Consider the following 18,666-nt stretch of genomic DNA (forward strand, 5'->3'; position numbering starts at 1 on the left):
ACAGCCGCCTCCGGGTGCGCCGACGCCGGCCGACATGGAAGCCGCGCTCAAGGCGTCCGGGCTCCCGGTGACCGTGCTCAACCCCGAGCTCCGGAAGGTCTACGACTTGAGCAAGCCCTAGGTCATTTCGGGGGGGTCTCGGAAGACCCCCCCGATGCCCCCCCGTCTGGCGGCGGCGAAGCCGCCGCTCGGAGCACTCCTCGATGCACCACGCGCTCGGTGGTCAGCGCCGGGTTAGTCCGACACACTCGCTGCGGAGGCCCCGGTCGTAGCGGCGGCGTGGTCGCCGCTGGGACCGCTAGCGGCCGGGGTGTCCGACGCTTGACAGCCCCGTAGCCCCTCTGCTTAGATGAGGGGGCGAATTTTGTATCGGATCTCCGGCCGCATCTGCTTGCCGAAACGTCGCGAGTCCCGACCAGGGCCCATGCTCATCAGCCGCGACCCGGGCGGGGTGGGTTTCCGGAGGAGACGATGACGCGCGCCGCTCGAGTCCCGTTTCTGCTCGCTGCCCTCCTCACCTTGGCCGGGGTGATCCTCGGAGTGGGTCTCGTCCCGAGTGTCGCCCAGGACCCCATACGGATCGGGGCCTCGCTCTCCCTGACCGGGACCTATGCCGCCCTCGGGCAGAACCAGCAGCGGGGCTATCAGCTCTGCGCCAAGCACGTGAACGACAAGGGCGGCGTGCTGGGCCGGAGGATCGAGTTCGTCTTCTACGACGATCAGTCGCAGCCGGCCACCGGGGTCCGCCTCTACGAGCGGCTCATCACGCAGGACGGGGTCGATCTGGTGCTGGGGCCCTACTCGTCGGCCATCACCGAAGCCGTGGCCAACGTGAACGAGAAGTACAAGAAGCCGATGGTGGCCCCCATGGCGTCCACGACATCCATCTTCAAGAAAGGGCGCAAATTCATCTTCATGGTGCAATCCCCGGCCGAGGTGTACCTGGAGGGCCTCATCGACCTGGCCGCCAGGAACGGGCTCCGGACCGTGGCCCTCATCAACGAGGACACGCTGTTCCCCAAGGCCTCGATCCAGGGGGCCATCGAGCTGGCCAAGAAGAAGGGACTCCAGGTCGTCTTCGTCGAAGCCTACCCCAAGGGTCACACCGACTTCTCGGCGATCCTGACCAAGATTCGGGCGGCCAACCCCGACGTGTTGGGGGCGGCCACCTACTTCGACGATGCGGTGGCCATCACGCGCCAGATGAAGGAGCTCAACGTCAACCCGAAGATGTACGAGGTCACGGTCGGGGGCGACCTTCCGAAGTTTTACGAGCTGCTCGGGAAGAATGCGGAGTACGTCTACGGCGCCACCCAGTGGGAGCCGGAGCTGCCGTATCCCGGCACCAAGGACTTCGTCGAAGCGTATCGGAAGGAGTTCCCCGGCGCCGATCTCTCGTACCATTCGGCGGGCGGCTACGCGGGCTGTCAGGTCCTGGTCGAGGGTGTCAGGCGTGCGCGCTCGCTCGATGGCGAGAAGATCCGGGGCGAGATCCTCAAGCTGAACCTGAACACCGTCTACGGGGCGTTCCGCGTCGACGACGATGGCTTTCAGGTCGCCCACAAGATGGTCATGTTTCAGTGGCAGGACGGGAAGAAGGTGATCGTCTGGCCCGAGGACCTGGCGGCCGGGAAGGCGCGCTTCCCGACGCCAGCGTGGAACCAGCGGTAGAGGTGAGCCGCTGACCGCCGCCCGCGAAGGCGCCCGCAGGGGCTCCGGCGGGCGCCGGTCCGTTCCGAGACCGACGTGAGCGTCGTCGTCACTCCCGCGATGGTCGGCCAGGTGATCGTCTCCGGGATCCTGTCCGGCGCGCTCTACTCCATGGTGGCCCTGGGGCTGGCCCTGATCTTCGGGGTCATGCGGGTCATCAACGTGGCCCACGGGACGATCCTGATGCTCGGCGCCTACACGACCTTCTGGTGGTTCCATGTCCTGGGCGTCAATCCCTACCTGTCGCTCGCGCTCTCCATGCCGGTGATGTTCGTGCTCGGCGTCGTCCTGGAGCGGTTGATGGTCCGCCGGGTCGTGAACGCGCCCGAGCTCTCCTCGCTCCTCCTGACCTTCGGGATCTCCATTGCCCTGGTCAACGCCATCCAGCTCGCCTTCACGTCCGATCTCCGCTCCGTGGAATACCTGACCGGCGCCCTGATCGTCGGCCCCATCGCCTTCTCCAAGTCGCGACTGGTGGCCTTCGGCTTCGCGGTGGCGATCACGCTCCTGGCCTACTGGTTCCTCCAGAAGACTCGCTTCGGCAAGGCCATCCGCGCGACCTCGCAAGGCCCTCAGGTGGCCATGATCTGTGGGGTCAACGTGGAACGCGTCCATCTCTTCGCCTTCGGGATCGCCTCCGCCCTGGCGGCGGCCGGCGGGAGCCTGGTGGCGGTGATGGTGGCCATCCAGCCGGAGATGGGCCAGGTCTGGACCTTCAAGTCGTTCCTGGTCATCGTGCTCGGCGGAGCTGGGAACTATCCCGGTGCGCTCCTCGGCGGGATGCTCCTGGGCCTGATCGAGCAGCTGGCGTCTTTCTTCCTCACGACCCAGCTGTCCGAAGCGGTGGCCTACCTGATCCTGGTGCTGGTACTCCTGGTGCGGCCCACCGGGCTCCTCGGAGGGCGCGCCACGTGAAGTGGGTGATCCTGGGAGCCCTGGTCCTCGGGCTCGGCCTGCTCGGGCTGTACCCGCTGGTGGCGACCGGCTACGGGGTCCGCTTCATGCTCCAGCTGTTCATGTGGGTGGCGCTGGCCCAGAGCTGGAACCTGATCTCCGGCCTCACCGGCTACGTCTCCTTCGGCCACGTCGCCTTCTTCGGCACCGGAGCCTACGCCGCCGGCATCCTGATCGCCGTCCACGGCTGGCACTGGGCATGGGCCTCGCTGGGGGGCGGGGCGGCGTCGGCGGTCCTGGCGTTCCTCATCGGATACCCGTGCCTCCGGCTGAAAGGCCCCTACTTCGCCATCGCCATGCTGGGACTCAATGAGGTGATGCGCGTCCTCGTCTCGTACTTCGAGGGTCTGACCGGCGGCGGGCTGGGCCTCTCCCTGCCGACCCTCTACGCCAGCGTCGAGATCTACTACGCCATGGGGTTGACGGCCCTGGCGGTGACCGCCCTGGCTCATCTGATCATCACCTCGCGGTTCGGGCTCCGGCTCATGACCATCCGGGAGGACGAGGTGGCCGCCGAGGCCATGGGGATCAACACGGCGCGCCACAAGCTCTACGCGTTCCTGATCTCGGCATTCGCGCCCGGCGTCGTCGGGGGACTGTTCGCCCGGGACCAGGGGTACATCGAGCCGATCGCGGTCTTCCCGCTTGCCATCACCATCACGATGATCGTGATGGCCCTCTTCGGTGGCAAAGGGACCATCTGGGGGCCGGTCCTGGGGGCCGCCGTTCTCTTCGTGCTCCAGGAGCTCGTGTGGGCGCGCTTCCTCTATCTCCATCAGGCGCTGTTCGGCGCGATCATCATCCTGGTCGTGCTGTTCATGCCGCGGGGCATCCTGGGCGTGCTGCAGCAGCGGTATCGCCTCCCACGCTACGTCTAGACTGGATCACGCGGGATGATGACCCCAGAGGGACGCGACGGGCCCATCCTGGAGATCACCGATCTGACCAAGCGGTTCGGCGGCGTGACGGCGGTCAACCGCTGCTCCCTCAGCCTCTCCCCCGGCCGCATTCACGGCCTGATCGGGCCGAACGGCTCGGGCAAGACGACGCTCTTCAACTGCGTGACGGGGCTCGAGCGGCGGGATACCGGGGCCATCCGCTTTCGGGGCCGGCGGATCGACGGGCTGCCCTCCCACCGGGTCGCCAGGCTCGGGATCGGACGGACCTTCCAGGTGATTCGCGTGTTCCCGGAGCTGACGGCGCTCGAGAACCTCCTGGTGGCCTCGCGCGGGGATCGGGAGGCGGCCGTCAATCGCATCCGGGAGCTGCTCGCCCTCGTGCGGCTCGAGGGGCTCGAGGGCGAGTACGCAGGGAACCTCTCCTTCGGCCAGCAGAAACTCCTCGAGTTCGTCCGAGTCCTCATGGCCGATCCCACGTTGATCCTGCTCGACGAGCCGGCGGCCGGCGTGAACCGGACGCTTCTGAACGAGCTGCTGGCGGCGATCCGGCGCCTGCGGGACGATGGCCGCACCATCCTGATCGTCGAGCACGACATGAAGGTCGTGATGGGGCTGTGCGAGCAGGTGTTCGTCCTGGACTACGGGGAGAAGATCGCCGAAGGACCGCCGGACGTGATCCAGCAGGACAAGAAGGTCATCGAGGCCTATTTTGGTCGGTGACGCCGTGGGACCGGCTCGAGCACTCGGGGTCAGCGCCGCGGCCGGCACGTCGACCGGGCGCGTCGGGCTCTCGGTCCTGGCCGGGGCGAGCGTGGGCTGGACGGCCGCGCTCGCCCTGGCGCTCGCCGCCGGCTCGCTCGGCTGGCCGCTCGTGCACGACGCACCGCTCATGCACTACATCGCGACCCGCATCCTCGAGGGCGCCGTCCCCTATCGTGACGTCTTCGACATGAACTTTCCGGGCGTCTATCTGGCCCACCTCCTGGGCCTCGGCCTCTTCGGGCGCGGGGACGCCGGCTTCCGGGCCTTCGATCTCCTCGTCCTGGGCGGCACGGCTCTCGGCCTCGCGGTGGGGCTTCAGTCCTTCGGACGGTGGGCCATCGCCGCGGCCGCGGCGCTCTTCGGCCTCTATCACCTGGCCGGCGGCGCCTGGCGCGCGGGGCAGCGCGACTTCATCCTCTGCCTGCCGCTCGCCTGGATGCTCGCGGCCGCGATGGCGTACCTCCGGAGCGGCCGCCCGCGGTGGCTGGCGCTGGCCGGGGTCGGTCTCGGCACGGCGGTCTGGATCAAGCCCCACGCGGGGCTGCTGGCCCCGGTGCTGGTGACCCTCGCGTGGCGGCGCCCGCCGGGCGAGCGGTGGCCGGCCCTGGCGTCGCTGGCCCTCGGGCTCGGGCTGCCGGCGGTCGGGATCGCGGCCTGGCTCGGGGCCGCCGGGGGCCTCGGGCCCTTCCTCGACATCGTCGGGGGTTACGTGCTACCGCTCTACAGCCGCCTCGGGCGGGAGTCCCTCGTGACAGCCGTGCTCGGGCACGATCTCGGAGTCGCCGTGCTGGCCGGGCTCGGGCTGTGGACGCTCGGGGGCTGGCTGCTGCTGGACCGGGCCGCGCGGGCCGAAGGGCGGCGGGCCCTCCTGGCGGCCACCGTCGCCTACGGCGCGCTCCACTTCGCGCTTCAGGGGAAGGGCTGGGAGTATCACCTCTATCCCTTCGCCCTCTTCGCCGTCGCCTCCGGAGCGGCGGGGCTGGGGGACGCGCTCCGGCGCCGCCGGCGCCACGCTGCCGGCGCCCTGCTGGCCGTGCTGGTCCTGACGGCGACGGTCCTCGGCGTCAAGGGCTGGTGGAACCTCGAGCCGGCGTGGATCGCCGAGAAGTCCGCCCGGGCTCACGCGCTCGCGCGCACGCTGGCGCCGCTTTCCGGCGACCGCACCCCGGTCCAGGTGCTCGACACGACCGACGGCGGGATCCACGCGCTCTACCTGCTCGGCCTCCGCCAGCCGACCCGGTTCATCTACGACTTCCACTTCTACCACGACGTCGACCGCCCGTACGTCCAGCGCCTGCGCGCCGAGCTGATGGCGGAACTCCGCCGGCGTCCGCCAGCGGCGGTGGTGCTCTTCGAGCGGGGCTGGCCGAGCGGGGACTACGACCGCGTCGAGGCATTCCCGGCTCTGGCGGGCTGGCTCGAGGCCGGTTATCGGCTGGCCGAGCAGGGCGACGGGTATCGAGTGTATGCGGCGCGACGCGATCGCTAACGTCATCCGCGCCTACGACGACCCGGTCATCCGCGCGTACTCGCGGGGGCGGTTCCTGATCCTGCGCCAGCGGTTCCTGGATGAGATCGGGCAGTACCTGCCGGCCGAGGGAAACATCCTCGACATCGGCTGCGGCTTCGGCCTCTTCTCGCTCTACTACGCGCAGGTCCTCCCGAGGGCTCGCTTCCGGGGCCTCGACCTCAACGCCCGGCGGGTGCGGATCGCGGCCCAGGCGGCCCACCGCCTCGGCCTCGGCAACGCGGAGTACGCGGTCGGCGACGCGCGGGAGTACCGGACCGACGGAGTGCACGCCGCCGCCTACATGCTCGACATCGTCCACCACATCCCGCCGGAGACCGTGGAGCCGCTCCTGGCCGAGCTGCACAAGGCGATCCGTCCGGGCGGCCGCCTCATCATCAAGGACGTGGACACGCAGCCCGCGTACAAGCGCTGGTTCACCCACGCCCTCGACCTCCTGATGAGTCCCCGGGGCGTCATCCATTACTGGCCGGCCGAGGAGCTCCAGATCCTGCTCCAGCGCATCGGCTTCCGGGTGTACCGTCATCTCATGGTCGACATCCTCCCGTATCCCCACGTGCTGTTCATCGGCCAGAAGGACTGAGGCCGCGAACCGATGGCCCTCGCCTACCACTGCGGAGCGCCGCCGCCGCGCCTCCCCGGGTTGGATTGAGGCCGTGCCTGTCTCGCCTTCGCTCCTGACGGTGGAGCAGATCCACGCCGGCTACGGCCGGATCCCGATCCTCCACGGCGTCAGCCTGGCCGTCTGGCCCCGGGAGCTCGTCGCCGTGATCGGCCCGAACGGGGCCGGCAAGTCGACGGCCTTCAAGGTGATCGTGGGGCTGGTGTCGCCGGAGCGCGGCCACATCGTGTTCAACGGGTCTCAGATCACCGGGCTGCGCCCGGACGAGGTGCTGCGCCGCGGACTGGCCTATGTTCCCCAGGGCCGCATCATCTTTCCGCAGATGACCGTGCTCGAGAACCTCGAGATGGGGGCCTACATCGAGCGGGACCGCGCTCGGATCACCGAGGCACTCGAGCGCGTCTACCGGCTCTTCCCGATTCTCCGGGAGCGGCACCGGCAGAAGGCGGGCACCCTGTCCGGGGGCGAGCAGCAGATGCTCGCCATCGGGCGCGCCCTGATGACGCAGCCCCGACTCCTTCTCCTCGACGAGCCGTCGCTGGGGCTCAGCCCGAGGTTCCTCGGCGTCATCTTCGACAAGATCGCCGAGCTGAAGGCGAGCGGAATGACGATGATAATCGTCGAGCAGAACGCGGCCAAGGCGCTCACCGTGGCCGACCGGGGCTACGTCCTGGAGCTGGGCCGAAACCGGTTCGAGGGATCCGGCCCCTCGCTTCTCGTCGATCCCGAAGTCAAGCGCCTCTACCTGGGCGGCTAGTCCCGTGCCGATACCCCTCGCCCGGCGGCGTCCTCGGTCGTGATCGACCTCGAGGCCCTCATCGGCGCGGCCATGTCGCGGGGCCCGTCGGACGTCCACCTCCGCCCCGGGCGGCACCCGATCCTGCGCATCCGCGGACGGCTCCTCCCGTTCGAGGACTGGCCGCCCCTCCAGGTGGCCGAGCTGGAGGACCTCATCCGCCGGCTGCTCCCGCCGCAGCAGTCGGCGCGCCTGGCGGAGTCGGGCGGCGTGAACCGGCCCGAGTCGTTGTCGGGACTGGGACGGTTCCGGCTGACGATCCTCAATGCCCGCGGCCTCCCGCACATCGCCATCCGCGTCCTGTCGCGCGAGATCCCGAAGCTCGAGGAGCTGGGCCTGCCGCCGGTGGTGGCCCGGCTGGCCATGGAGCGTCGGGGGCTCATCCTGGTGACCGGGCCCGCCGGGTCCGGGAAGTCGACGACGCTGGCGGCGATGGTCAACCTGATGAACGAGCAGCGCAACGAGCACATCATCACCATCGAGGATCCGATCGAGTACGTCTTCGAGAGCCGGAGCTGCTACATCACGCAGCGGGAGATCGGCCTCGACACGCCGAGCTACGACTCCGCCCTCCGGATCGTCCTCCGGCAGGACCCGAACGTCATCGTGGTGGGGGAGATGCGCGACCCCGACACGTTCCGGACGGTGCTCACGCTCGCCCAGACGGGACACCTGGTCCTCTCGACGCTCCACACGGGGTCGGCCGTCGACACCATCAACCGGATGATCTCCGCCTTCCCCCAGGCCCGCGAGCGCTCGATCCGGGCTCAGCTCGCTCACGTCCTCAAGGGCGCGATCGGTCAGCGCCTGGTGGAGCGCGCCGACGGGACCGGCCTCCTGCCCGCGACCGAGGTGATGGTGACCACCGGGAGCGTCTTCCGGGCCATCCTGGAGCCGGGCCTCACCGCCAGCCTGCCGACGGTCCTCGCCCGGAGCCGTGACCTGTTCGGCATGCAGACCTTCGACCAGTCGGCGCTGGACCTCTACCTCCAGGGCCTCATCTCCGAGCCGACGGCCCTCCTGGCCTGCAACTCGCCCATGGACTTCGAGGTCCAGCTGCGCCGGGCCCGCAAGGAGAAGCGTCTGGAGGAGGCCGCCGCCCAGGGGGGAGTCGGGGCGGTGGGCGCCCGGATGGAGGCCATCGTCGTGCTGGAGGTGGTGGGCATGACGGACCTCCTGATCTCGCACGGGGACGCGACCTTCCGCGAGTTCACCGAGCGCATCGAGCACCGGCTCAGCGACATCGCCAAGGAGTTCCGGGCCCGGGCGATCGAGAAGCATCTGGACGGGTTCCTGCTGACCTTCCCGAACGTCGACTGGGCGATGACGGCCATCCGCCGGATCTTCGCGCGCATCTCCGAGTTCAACGAGCTCTCCGAGATCGAGGTCGCCTTCCGCGGCGCCCTGCACTACGGGAGCATCTGGGTCGATCCGCACTCGAACCGGGTCGGCGCCGCGGTGCACAAGGCGTTCCGGGTGTGTACCGCCATCGGCACGCCCGATCTGTGGGGCCCGGCCCGGCCCAAGGAGCGGAACGTGGTGGTGGCCACCGAGGAAGCGCGCGAGATGCTGACCCCCTACCACGTGGGGTCGCGCCCCCTGGGGGCGGTGCGCCTGAAGGGCTTCGACGGCGTCCATCCCCTCTTCGAGCTGATCATCTGAATGCGACGCGCGCCGATTCGCGCAGTCACCTTCGACTTCTGGGGCACGATTCTTCCCGATCCCCCGGTGAGCGACGACCGCCACCGGCCCCGGCGCCTCGCCGATTTCGAGGCGATCCTGGGCGCCGCCGGCGTGGAGGTGTCACGGCCGGTCCTCGAGCGGGCCTACCGGGACTCCGGGGCGTTTCTCGCCCAGATCTGGCTACAGGACCGGGACGTGCCCGTCGAGGACCACGTACGGGCGATCCTGATCTCGATGGACCCCGCCCTCGTCGGGCGCCTTCAGGGAGACACCCTGAAGGCCCTGACCGAGGCCTACGCGCGACCGGCCCTGCTGGCGCCTCCGGCCGTCGACGAGGGCGCGCGTCCGGCCCTCGAGGCCCTGGCCCGGCGAGGTTACACGCTCTGCGTCGTGTCCAACACGATGCGGACGCCGGGACTGGTGCTCCGCGAGATCTTGCGGCACTACGGCTTGCTCGGCTACTTCGCCCACCTGACGTTCTCCGACGAGTGCAGGGTCCGGAAGCCCGCCGCCGAGATCTTCCGCCGCACGCTCGCGGCCGTGTCGACGCCGGCGTCGGCAGCGGTGCACGTGGGAGATGACCCCCTCCTCGACGTCGAGGGGGCGCGTTCCGCGGGGATGCGGGTGATCCAGGTCACCACGGACCGGCCGCCGTGGTTCGGCCGGCGGCGTCCCCACGCGACGATCCCCGGCCTCGCCGCTCTCCCGGAGGCCATCGCGCGGCTGGATCGCTGAGTTGAACCGGAGGGGGTGTCGGAACACCCCCTCCGAAACCTCCCCCGAGGAATCGTTGCGGCGGCAAAAGCCGCCGCTCGGAGCGGACTATGCGGCGCTCGGCGGCCGCGTGGGAGCGGAGCATCATCCGCCCGGGCCTCCGCGGCCGAGGGCCCGGAGAGCCTCCTGGCGGAGCTTCCCCTTCTGGGCCTTGTCGCCGTGTGGGCCCGGGGTTCGCGGGACGTCGGCCACGACCCAGACGCGCCGCGGGACCTTGAAGGCGGCGAGCTTTCCCCCGCAGTAGGCCTGGAGCTCCGCCTCGGTGGGTGCTTCACCCTCCCGGGGGATGACGTAGGCCACGGCCACCTCGCCGAGCCGCGGGTCGGGTACGCCGACCACGAAGGCCTGGCCGACGGTCGGGTGGCTCATCAGGAACGCCTCGATCTCGGCCGGCGCCACCATGAAGTGGCCGATGCGCAGGGTCTCCCGGAGGCGGCCCAGGAAGAAGGTGTGCCCCGCCTCGTCTCGGACGGCGAGGTCGCCGGTGTGGAACCACCCGGCCGCGTCGATGGCGGCCGCCGTCTCTTCCGGCTTCTTGTAGTAGCCCCGCGTCACCAGCGGCCCGCGGAGCCAGAGCTCGCCCGCTTGCCCGGGGGGCCGATCCGCCCCGGCCTCGGGGTCGACCACCCGGAGCTCGAGCTCCTCCGCGGGCCGGACCCCGGCGTGCTGCCGCAGCTCGAGCGGATCGTCGGGCGACGGGCAGAGGGCGAGGGCGTTGACCTCGGTCATCCCGTAGGGCTGGAAGGCCCCGGGCATGCCCAGGCGGCCGACGACTTCGTCGAAGAGCCCGTGGCGCCCGCCCCCCGTCATCGCCACGCCGCCCGTGCGGAGCGACCTGCGGTCGTATCGCTCGAGGTCCGGGTGGTCCAGCACCGCCATCAGCATCGCGTCCACCGCGTTCCAGACCGTGATCCGCTCGCGCTCGATGAGCCGGAGTGTCCGGAGCGGGTCGAAGAACTCCTCGAGGACGAGCGTCGCGCCATGAGAGAAGGTCATCAGCGGGATGACGAGTCCGCCCCAGGTTCCGGAGAACGGCAGCGTGTGGAGGACGCGGTCGTGCTCGGTCAGCCCCAGACGCTCCCCGGAGGCCCAGCCGTGAGGAAGGCAGTTCCGGTGGGTGATCATCGCGCCCTTGGGGAATGATGTGGTGCCCGACGTGTAGAGCAGCGTGAACACGTCGTCGGGCGCGATCCGCTGCCGGCGTTCGGCCAGCGGGGTCCCGAGCGCCGGGTCGTCCCCGGCCTCGATGACGTCCTGGTAGCGCAGGGTCCCGCCGTAGGCGTCCTCGCTCACGCAGATCAGCCGCCGCAGGGCAGGGAAACGCTCGAAGTGGAGGTCGTCCGGGTCGGCTCGGTGGAAGCCGGGCAGGAGCTCGCCCAGGATCTCGAGGAAGTCGATGTGGAGAGCGTGGTCCAGGAGGACGAGCGTGGTCGTGTCCGACTGGCGCAAGATGTAATCGAGCTCGTGCGTCCGGTAGCGGGTGTTGAGCGCGACCAGGACCGCGCCGATCCGGGCGCAGGCGTGCTGGACTACGAGCCACTCCGGGCAGTTTGTGAGCCAGAGCGCGACCGTCTCGCCGGGCGCGATCCCGAGGGCGAGGAGACCCCGGGCGAGTCGCTCGACCTCGCGATGGACGTCGCGATAGGTGAGGCGGCGCTCGTCGAGGACGAGGGCCTCCCGGTGGCCGAAGCGGGCGGCGACCGCGTCGAGCATCCCCGGGAGTGTGGCGTCCCGGTAGGGGTTGGGTGTCGGGATCTCTGCCGTGGGCCGCCAGGAGGCTGGGCTCAAGCAGGGCCCCTGAGGCCGCGGCGCCTCAGAGGTACGCTCGCTCGGCCTGGCGGAGGGCGCGGTAGCGCCGGAAGGCCTGCCGCTCGTCCTCGAGCCCCAGCAGCGCCTTCCAGAAGCGGCTCCCCCGAAACGTGTGGGCCAGCATTTTCGGCCAGTTGCGCAGGACGAACGCGGGGCTGTGAGCCAGCACCGCCCCCAGGTGACGGACCTTCATCCAGCGCTCGGCCCGCCAGCGCAGGAACTCGATCTCCTCCGCCTCCAGATGCTCGCTCCGCACCACCGCGGTGGTCCCGTCGTACTCCCAGAGGCGCTCGTTGATGATGAGCCCGCGCTCCCGGAAGTCCTTGGTCATCGGCGTCTGGGGGTAGGGCGTCGGGTGCTGGATGTACGGCCAGTCGACGTAGCGCCGGGCGAACTCGAGGTTGGCCTCCACCGACTGGCGGGTGTCGTCCGGGTTGCCGACGATCAGACCCCCGACGACCCACATCCGATGCCGGTGGAGGTAGTCGATGGCGGTGATCGTCGCGTTCCCGGCGCTCCGTCCGTTCTCGCGCCGGGTATTCTTGGCCCGGGCGCGCAGGAAGCCCAGGTCGCCGTCCAGGATGTTCTCGATGCCCAGGAAGACGTACCGGAACCCGGCCCGCCGCATCAGGGGGGCGAGCGTCGCGCCGTGGTTGGCGATGGCCGAGGTCATGGCCTGGACGAGGTACTCGAGGTCGTTCAGGCCGGCGTCGATGATCGCCTGGCAGAGGGTCTCGAAGCGCCGGACGTTCAGGGTGATGTTGTCGTCGACGAGAAAGATGACGCGGGCCCCGTAGTCGCGGGCGTCGCGGATGTCGGCCAGCACCCGGTCGAAGCGGTAGGTGTGGAAGTTGCGCCCGCGCATCTCGATGATCGAGCAGAAGCTGCAGTCGAAGGTGCAGCCCCGGGAGGTCTCGATGACGTCGACCGGCCGGCCGAGAAACGTGTAGCCGGCGAGGACGCGGGCCTGGCGGTTCGGCGGCCGGATCTCGTCCCCCTCGAGGCCGCTGACCGGACGGTCGGGGGTGTGGAGGAACCCGCGCTCCTCTCGATACGACAGGCCCGGGATCCGCTGGTAGCCGCTGCCGCGCTCCAGGGCGCGGGTCAGCGCCCGAAAGGTGAGCTCGCCTTCGCCTCGGACGATGAAGTCCACGCCGCCGGCCGGGTCGGTGTACGCCTCGGGAGCCAGACTCGGGTCGTAGCCGCCGACGACGATCCGTGCGGCAGGCCGGAGCGCGCGGACCAGGTCGATGATGCGGAGGGCCGTCCGCCGCTGGAACGTCATCACCGACAGCCCGACCACGTCCGGGTCCCACTCGCGCACGAGCCGCTCGACGGTTTCGCGGACGCGCCGCTCGGCCAGGATCAGGTCGGCGACCGCCACCCGGTGGTGCGGGTCGACATTGCCGGCCAGCGAGCCGAGGGCGCCGTTCGGCATGCGGATGCCGACCGTCGGCATGTGCTCGAACGAGTCGGGCATGGAGAGCAGGAGGATGTTCACGCCAGATTCACCTCGCTCCAGGATACCCCAGGACCGCGGGCCCGCCGTAGCAGCTTCCCGGGTCGGATGATTCGCGAGAGCGCGCGGGCCTCGACCGGCCATCCCGCGGCGGCTTTGGCTTTTTCCGGCGCCGGCGTCTATACTGCGAGTGAGCGAACCCCGCGATGGACTTGGCGTTCACCGAGGCCCAGGAGCTGATCCGGAAGGAGGTCGGAACCCTCGCGCGCACCTTCGACTGGGAGTACTGGCGCGAGAAGGACCGGAAGGCCGAATACCCGTCGGAGTTCGTCGAGGCCTTCGCCCGGGCGGGCTGGCTCGGGATCGCCATTCCCGAGGCCTACGGCGGGGCCGGCCTCGGGGTGGTCGACGCCTGCCTGATGCTCGAGGCCATCTGCGCCTCCGGCGCGGGTCTGTCAGGCGCCTCGCCCATCCACTTTGCCGTCTTTCCTCCGATGCCCATCATCAAGCACGGCAGCGAATCCCTCCGGCGGCGCATCCTGCCGGAGATCGCCGCCGGCCGGGTGAGTCTGGCGTTCGGCGTGACCGAGCCGAACGCCGGCACCGATACCAGCCGGATCCAGACGACCGCCCGCCGCGACGGCGCCGGGTTCGTCGTCACCGGGCGCAAGGTCTGGACGTCGAACGCCCGGCATTCCCAGAAGATCCTGCTCCTGGCGCGGACGACGCCCTACGACGAGGTCGGGTCCCGCAAGCTCGAGGGCATGACGCTCTTCGTGGCCGACCTCGATCCGGCCACCGTGACCATCCGGGAGATCGACAAGCTCGGGCGCGCCGCGGTCGACTCGAACGAGGTGATCATCGATGGCCTGCGCGTCGCCGCCGAGGACGTGGTCGGCGAGATCGGTCGGGGCTTCTACCACCTGCTCGACTCGCTGAATCCCGAGCGGATCCTGGTCGCCGCCGAAGCGGTGGGGATCGGGCGGGCTGCGCTCGAGCGCGCCGCCCAGTACGCGCGGGAGCGCGTGGTCTTCGGGCGGCCCATCGGCCAGAACCAGGCGGTCGCGCACCCGCTGGCGGCGGCGTGGGCCCGCCTCGAAGGGGCGTGGGCGCTGACCCTGCGCGCGGCCTGGCTCTTCGACCGCGGGCTCCCGTGCGGCTGCCGAGGCGAACGCCGCCAAGGTCCTGGCGGCCGAGGCCGGGTTCGAGGCGTGCGATGCCGCGCTCCAGACCTTCGGGGGCTTCGGGTACGCCAAGGAATTCCACGTCGAGCGGCTCTGGCGCGAGGTGCGTCTCTACAAGATCGCGCCCGTGTCGCAACAGATGGCCCTCAACTATCTAGCCGAGCGGGTGCTCGGGCTCCCCAGGTCGTACTGAGCCGCCGGGAACCGATGGCTCTCGCGTCCCACTGAGGCGCGCTGCCCGCCCGCCCTATGGGCCTCCGCCGCTACGTCCGAACCCACCGGGGGATCAGCGCGTTCGCCGCCGGCGTCCTCCTGACCCTGGCGGCGCTGGCCGCCTTCGGCTACTACGTCCTTTCCGATCAGCGCCGGACCGCCCGGATCCTGGCCGCCGCCCTCTCTCAGGCCCTGGCGCGCGAAGTGCGGATCGAGCGCGTCACCGACGTCGGCACGGAGCGGGTGGTGATGCGCGGGGTTCGCCTGCCGAGCGACGGGGGCTGGCCGGCGGATCTCGTGGCCGAGCGGGTCGAGGCCACCGGGCCGCTCCTGGCGGCCGCCCGCGGGGACGCCGCCCCGGTCCGCCTGGTCGTGACCCGGCCGACCGTCGACGTGCCGGCCGGCGGGGGCGTGGGCATTCAGGCGACGCTCGAGAACCTGCGCCAAGGCCTGGCGAGCTTCCTGGCCGGCGCCGTTCAGGTCGACGCCACGCTGACGGCCGGAGTTGCGCGGTATGCCGGCGGCACGACCGAGTTCGACCTGGCCCTCCGCAAAGCCGGCGGCGGCGCCACGGGCGAGCTGACGCTGCGTGAGGCCGGCCAGGCTCCGCTGGTCGTCAGCCTCAACGCGCGGACGGAGGGCGACCTCGTGCGCCTCGCCCTCTCCGGTCGCGGCGCTCTGGCGCCAGTCGCGGCCTGGATCGAAGACGGCGGCCCCTCGGTCCTGCGGGGTCAGTCGGTCGAGGTCTCCATGGCCGCCGACCTCGGTCCGGCACCGGCCCTCAACGCGCGGGGGACGGTCAGCGTGGGCGACGTGATGGCGGGCGGCGGGACGGCGGTGTTCAAGGACGGCGTCCTCCAGCTGAGCCTGCCGCATGCCACTGCGGATCTCGCATTCGCGGCGTGGGTGGCGCGGCTCGGTTGGCAGCCGACGGGACGCGCGGAGCTTGCCGACCTGACGGCGACGTGGCGACCGAGCGCGGGCTCCTGGCCCGTCCTCCAGGCCGTGCTGCGGCTGCCCTCCATCGCCTTGCCGGCTGCCGCTGTCGGCACCGACGTGAGGGCCGAGGGTGTCGAGGGTCGCCTCGCGCTCGAGCCCGTTCCGTCGGGTCACGCCGTATCGGGCGAGGCGCGGGCGGAGCGGGTGCGCGCCGCCGGACTCGAGATCGCGCCGGCCGACACCCGGTACCGGCTCACGCTCGACGCCGGGGGCGCCATCGCGCGGGCCGAGCTCGCCGGCTTGACCGCTCGCCTCGAGGGCGCGGTGCTCAAGGGCTCACTGGGTTACGACGGGGCGACGCGGCGGCTCGACACCCGGCTCGGAGGCGAGGAGGTCGACGTCGGCGGCCTCGTGCGGCGTCTGGCCCCGGGCTGGCTGGCGCCAGCCGATCGCCTGCGGCTGGCCGGGCTGAGTATCACCGGCACCGGGGTCGACGCGCGGGAGCTCGGGGCGGGGACGGTGCGACTCGAGGCGCGGAGCGCGCGGCTCTCGCGCGCCAACGGGGAGCTCGGCGGCGGCCGGACCACCGTCCGCGCCGAGCTCGGGCGGACCGGCGTGACGCTGGCGCTCGAGACCGCCTCCGTCAGCGCGACGCTGCCGGCGCTCAACGGCAAGCTCCCGCTGCTCGCGGGCTCGGCCGAGCTTCACCGGACGGCGACCGGCCTCGAGCCGGAGCGCGGGCGGCTGACGGCTCGGGATGGCCAGGGGCGAGAGCTGCTCGTGGCCAGCCTCGCGCGGGGCGCGACGCCGGGCCGCCTGCGCCTGTCGGTGCAGGCGCCGGCCCTGGAGCGCCTGGACGGCCTCTGGCCGCAGGTCGCGCGTCGGGTGAACGGATCGGCGCGCCTCGACGTCGAACTGAGTGGGCCGGGCTACGGGGCGGCCGACGGCCGGCTCGCGCTGAGCGTACCGGAAGGCGAGGTCTGGGGCGGCAAGGTGTTCGTTCGGTCGCTGGAGGCCGATGTCCCGATCCGGCGGGGTGTCGAGATGCCGGGCGAGCCGCCGTGGGGCAAGATCGAGGTCGGCGAGTTGATCGGCTACGGGGTGGTGGCCCGCGACGTGGTGTCGCCGGCGCGCGTGTTTCGCGACCGGCTGAGCTTGAACGATCTCACGTATGCCCTGTACTCTGGGGAGGGCAAGGGCTGGAGCGAGATCGAGCTGGACGCAGCCGGACCGATGGTGCGGGGCAAGCTCAACGGCGAACGGGTTCGGGTGGAGGAGTTCATGAGCGCCTACGGGATCCGCGGGGGCACGATGACCGGTCTCTTGCAGTACGATCTCGGCTACGAGTACCGGGCCGGTCGCCTCCAGGTCAACGGCCGCTTCGAGGTGCCCAAGGGCGGGACGGTCAACATCGAGCTCCTGAACCGCCTGCTCGCCTACGCGCAGACCGACCCCTCCGGGGTCCTCCGAGGGGCGCTCGAGAACCTCCGCGCCTTCGAGTACAAGCACGCCGAGGCTGACGTGCACTCGGCCGGGGACGACGTCCGGGTCAACCTGGCCCTGCAGGGCCGCGAGCGGTTCCTGATCTTTCCCCCGAAGGTCCGCGAGATCAACATTCGCAACATGCCGCTGTCCTTCCTGGCCCGCCAGTTCCCCGGCGCCTTCGCGAATTGAGGAGAACGCCATGCTGAGACGCCACCTGGGTCGTCATCTCGCGCTCGTCGGGCTCGCGGGCCTGGTGGCCGCGTGCGTACCCGTCACCGTCAACATCAACTTTCCCCAGGAGAAGCTCGAGGGCGCCGCGGGCAGCATCGAGGACATGGTCCGGAGTCCCGAGAACCCGAAGCCCGCACCGAAGAAGGGGCCGCAAGGCTCGCTGGGCGACCGCCTGCTGGCGGCGCTCGGGCCGGCCGCGGCGGACGCCCAGACCCGCACCGTGGACGTCATGCCCGAGATCAAGGTGCGGACGCCGGAGCTCATGCGGGCGATCGAGTCACGCCGGGCGCGGCGGGGCGAGATCGACGAGCTCAAGGCGAAGGGCTGCGTCGGGGAGACGAACCAGGGGATGCTGGAGGCACGCGCCGGCCAGGGCTGCCCCGGGAACGTGGGGCAGGTGGTGAGCGCCGAGAACGCGGATCGCAACTACATCTACGGCACACTGATGCAGCAGAACAACATTCCCGCCAGCGACGCGTCGCGAGTGCACGCCGCGTTCGCCAAGGTCCGCCGCGACCGGGCGAAGCCTGGAGAGTGGATTCAGCTCGAAACCGGCCAGTGGGTGCACAAGTGATGCCGGGCCGATGACGGCCGCCTGGCGCGCCGCCTGAATGGGTATTCGCGGGGTCTTCCTCGATGCGGGGAACACGATCGTCTCGCTCGACTACGAGGTCATCACCGCCCACATCCGCGCCGCCGGCCACCCGGTGACCCCGGCCGAGGTGCGCCTCGCCGAGCAGCGGGCCCGCGTCCAGCTCGACCCGCATCTCGCCGGCCCGCGCTCCACCGAGACGCCCGATACGTTTCGTCTCTATCTCCGCTACACCTTCGATGGCCTCGGGATCCGGTGGGACGAGGCGGCCGAGCGCGTGGCCGACCGGCTCCGGCGGGCGAAGCCGCCGCTCGGCCTCTGGTCGGTCGGCGTTCCCGAGGCGCCGATGGTGCTCGAGGGCCTTCGCCGGCGCGGACTCCGCCTGGCGGTCGTGTCGAACTCGAACGGCACCGTGGCCGACATCCTGCGCGCCGTGGGGCTGGCCGGTCACCTGGACGCCGTCGTCGACTCGGGGATCGTGGGCATCGAGAAGCCGCACCCGAAGATCTTCGAGTACGCGGCGGCGGCGCTCGACGTCAGACCCGACGAGGCCATCCACGTGGGCGATCTCTATTCGGTGGACGTCCTCGGCGCGCGCGCGGCAGGCTGCCACGCGATCCTGCTCGACCCCGCCGGGGCCTGGCGGGACGTGGACTGTCCGACCGCCCCCGACCTCTCCGCGGCCGCCCGCCTCATCGAAGCGCTCTAGTCAGGAGTGTGTCGGAGTAATCCGGCGCCGGCCCCCGAGCGCGCGGTGCATCGAGGAGTGCTTCGAGCGGCGGCTTCGCCGCCGCCATTTTGGGTTCGCGCGCCTCGTCGCGCCCCCCAGCCCCGCGACGTCTTGCGGCGCGCCGTTGGGGGGGCATCGGGGGGGTCTTCCGAGACCCCCCCGAAATGACCTCAGAGGATCACCGCGTGCATGACCCGGCCCTCGAAGAGGAGGGCCGACCCTTGCTGTCCGGCCGCCCGGTACTCGAAGACGCGGCCCGCGCCTGCGTTGGCGTGCAGGGTTCCCTCGATCGTCGC

General features: G+C 70.9%; 14 protein-coding genes and 1 pseudogene. 13 read left to right on the plus strand and 2 right to left on the minus strand.

Annotation, left to right across the window (positions count from 1 at the left end; all coding sequences use genetic code 11):
* Positions 1-471: 471 nt before the first annotated feature.
* The 9 genes from VGW35_00275 (at position 472) to VGW35_00315 (ending at position 9,689) form a co-directional block, all read left to right on the plus strand.
* Positions 472-1,671 carry an amino acid ABC transporter substrate-binding protein gene (locus VGW35_00275; protein ID HEV8306073.1) on the plus strand — a complete coding sequence of 400 codons (1,200 nt, stop codon included), beginning with the start codon at positions 472-474 and terminating at the stop codon, positions 1,669-1,671.
* Between the two features lie 75 nt (positions 1,672-1,746).
* Positions 1,747-2,625, plus strand: a complete 879-nt coding sequence (locus VGW35_00280; protein HEV8306074.1) for a branched-chain amino acid ABC transporter permease — start codon at positions 1,747-1,749, stop codon at positions 2,623-2,625.
* Complete coding sequence (locus VGW35_00285; GenBank protein ID HEV8306075.1) at positions 2,622-3,542, plus strand: branched-chain amino acid ABC transporter permease; 921 nt, start codon at positions 2,622-2,624, stop codon at positions 3,540-3,542. Before VGW35_00280 ends, VGW35_00285 begins: the two co-directional genes overlap by 4 nt.
* A gap of 15 nt (positions 3,543-3,557) precedes the next feature.
* Positions 3,558-4,283: an ABC transporter ATP-binding protein gene (locus tag VGW35_00290; GenBank protein ID HEV8306076.1), complete on the plus strand. Its 726-nt coding sequence runs from the start codon at positions 3,558-3,560 to the stop codon at positions 4,281-4,283.
* Positions 4,273-5,814 carry a hypothetical protein gene (locus VGW35_00295; protein HEV8306077.1) on the plus strand — a complete coding sequence of 514 codons (1,542 nt, stop codon included), beginning with the start codon at positions 4,273-4,275 and terminating at the stop codon, positions 5,812-5,814. Before VGW35_00290 ends, VGW35_00295 begins: the two co-directional genes overlap by 11 nt.
* On the plus strand, positions 5,792-6,436 hold the full coding sequence (locus VGW35_00300; GenBank protein ID HEV8306078.1) for a class I SAM-dependent methyltransferase: 645 nt from the start codon (positions 5,792-5,794) through the stop codon (positions 6,434-6,436). Before VGW35_00295 ends, VGW35_00300 begins: the two co-directional genes overlap by 23 nt.
* A 73-nt stretch (positions 6,437-6,509) precedes the next feature.
* Positions 6,510-7,232 carry an ABC transporter ATP-binding protein gene (locus VGW35_00305; protein HEV8306079.1) on the plus strand — a complete coding sequence of 241 codons (723 nt, stop codon included), beginning with the start codon at positions 6,510-6,512 and terminating at the stop codon, positions 7,230-7,232.
* 39 nt (positions 7,233-7,271) lie between these two features.
* Complete coding sequence (locus VGW35_00310) at positions 7,272-8,933, plus strand: PilT/PilU family type 4a pilus ATPase (protein HEV8306080.1); 1,662 nt, start codon at positions 7,272-7,274, stop codon at positions 8,931-8,933.
* Entirely contained in the window at positions 8,934-9,689 is a 756-nt protein-coding gene (locus VGW35_00315; GenBank protein HEV8306081.1) for an HAD-IA family hydrolase, read from the plus strand.
* 123 nt (positions 9,690-9,812) lie between these two features.
* On the opposite strand, the gene VGW35_00320 is transcribed toward VGW35_00315, so the two are convergent.
* Positions 9,813-11,441, minus strand: a complete 1,629-nt coding sequence (locus VGW35_00320) for an AMP-binding protein (GenBank protein HEV8306082.1) — start codon at positions 11,439-11,441, stop codon at positions 9,813-9,815.
* A 100-nt stretch (positions 11,442-11,541) separates the two neighbouring features.
* Positions 11,542-13,038 carry a radical SAM protein gene (locus VGW35_00325; GenBank protein HEV8306083.1) on the minus strand — a complete coding sequence of 499 codons (1,497 nt, stop codon included), beginning with the start codon at positions 13,036-13,038 and terminating at the stop codon, positions 11,542-11,544.
* Between the two features lie 164 nt (positions 13,039-13,202).
* Between VGW35_00325 and VGW35_00330 the strand changes: the two are divergent.
* The 4 genes and pseudogenes from VGW35_00330 (at position 13,203) to VGW35_00345 (ending at position 18,349) form a co-directional block, all read left to right on the plus strand.
* A pseudogene (locus VGW35_00330) lies at positions 13,203-14,373 on the plus strand (acyl-CoA dehydrogenase family protein).
* A gap of 56 nt (positions 14,374-14,429) precedes the next feature.
* Entirely contained in the window at positions 14,430-17,006 is a 2,577-nt protein-coding gene (locus tag VGW35_00335; GenBank protein ID HEV8306084.1) for a hypothetical protein, read from the plus strand.
* 10 nt (positions 17,007-17,016) lie between these two features.
* A complete protein-coding gene (locus VGW35_00340; protein HEV8306085.1) occupies positions 17,017-17,622 on the plus strand; it encodes a DUF1318 domain-containing protein in 606 nt (201 codons plus the stop codon).
* Between the two features lie 37 nt (positions 17,623-17,659).
* The gene (locus tag VGW35_00345; GenBank protein ID HEV8306086.1) at positions 17,660-18,349 is read left to right on the plus strand and encodes an HAD-IA family hydrolase; all 690 of its coding nucleotides are present in this window, start codon (positions 17,660-17,662) and stop codon (positions 18,347-18,349) included.
* Positions 18,350-18,666: the final 317 nt, after the last annotated feature.

Source organism: Candidatus Methylomirabilota bacterium, from assembly GCA_036005065.1.
GTDB lineage: Bacteria > Methylomirabilota > Methylomirabilia > Rokubacteriales > DASRDR01 > DASYQW01.

Bases quoted from the DNA above. Each gene is read 5' to 3' on its own strand.
- VGW35_00275 (HEV8306073.1), top strand. From the start codon at position 472: ATGACGCGCGCCGCTCGAGTCCCGTTTCTGCTCGCTGCCCTCCTCACC.
- VGW35_00290 (HEV8306076.1), top strand. From the start codon at position 3,558: ATGATGACCCCAGAGGGACGCGACGGGCCCATCCTGGAGATCACCGAT.
- VGW35_00300 (HEV8306078.1), top strand. From the start codon at position 5,792: ATGCGGCGCGACGCGATCGCTAACGTCATCCGCGCCTACGACGACCCG.
- VGW35_00315 (HEV8306081.1), top strand. From the start codon at position 8,934: ATGCGACGCGCGCCGATTCGCGCAGTCACCTTCGACTTCTGGGGCACG.
- VGW35_00320 (HEV8306082.1), bottom strand. From the start codon at position 11,441: ATGCTCGACGCGGTCGCCGCCCGCTTCGGCCACCGGGAGGCCCTCGTC.
- VGW35_00335 (HEV8306084.1), top strand. From the start codon at position 14,430: ATGGGCCTCCGCCGCTACGTCCGAACCCACCGGGGGATCAGCGCGTTC.
- VGW35_00340 (HEV8306085.1), top strand. From the start codon at position 17,017: ATGCTGAGACGCCACCTGGGTCGTCATCTCGCGCTCGTCGGGCTCGCG.
- VGW35_00345 (HEV8306086.1), top strand. From the start codon at position 17,660: ATGGGTATTCGCGGGGTCTTCCTCGATGCGGGGAACACGATCGTCTCG.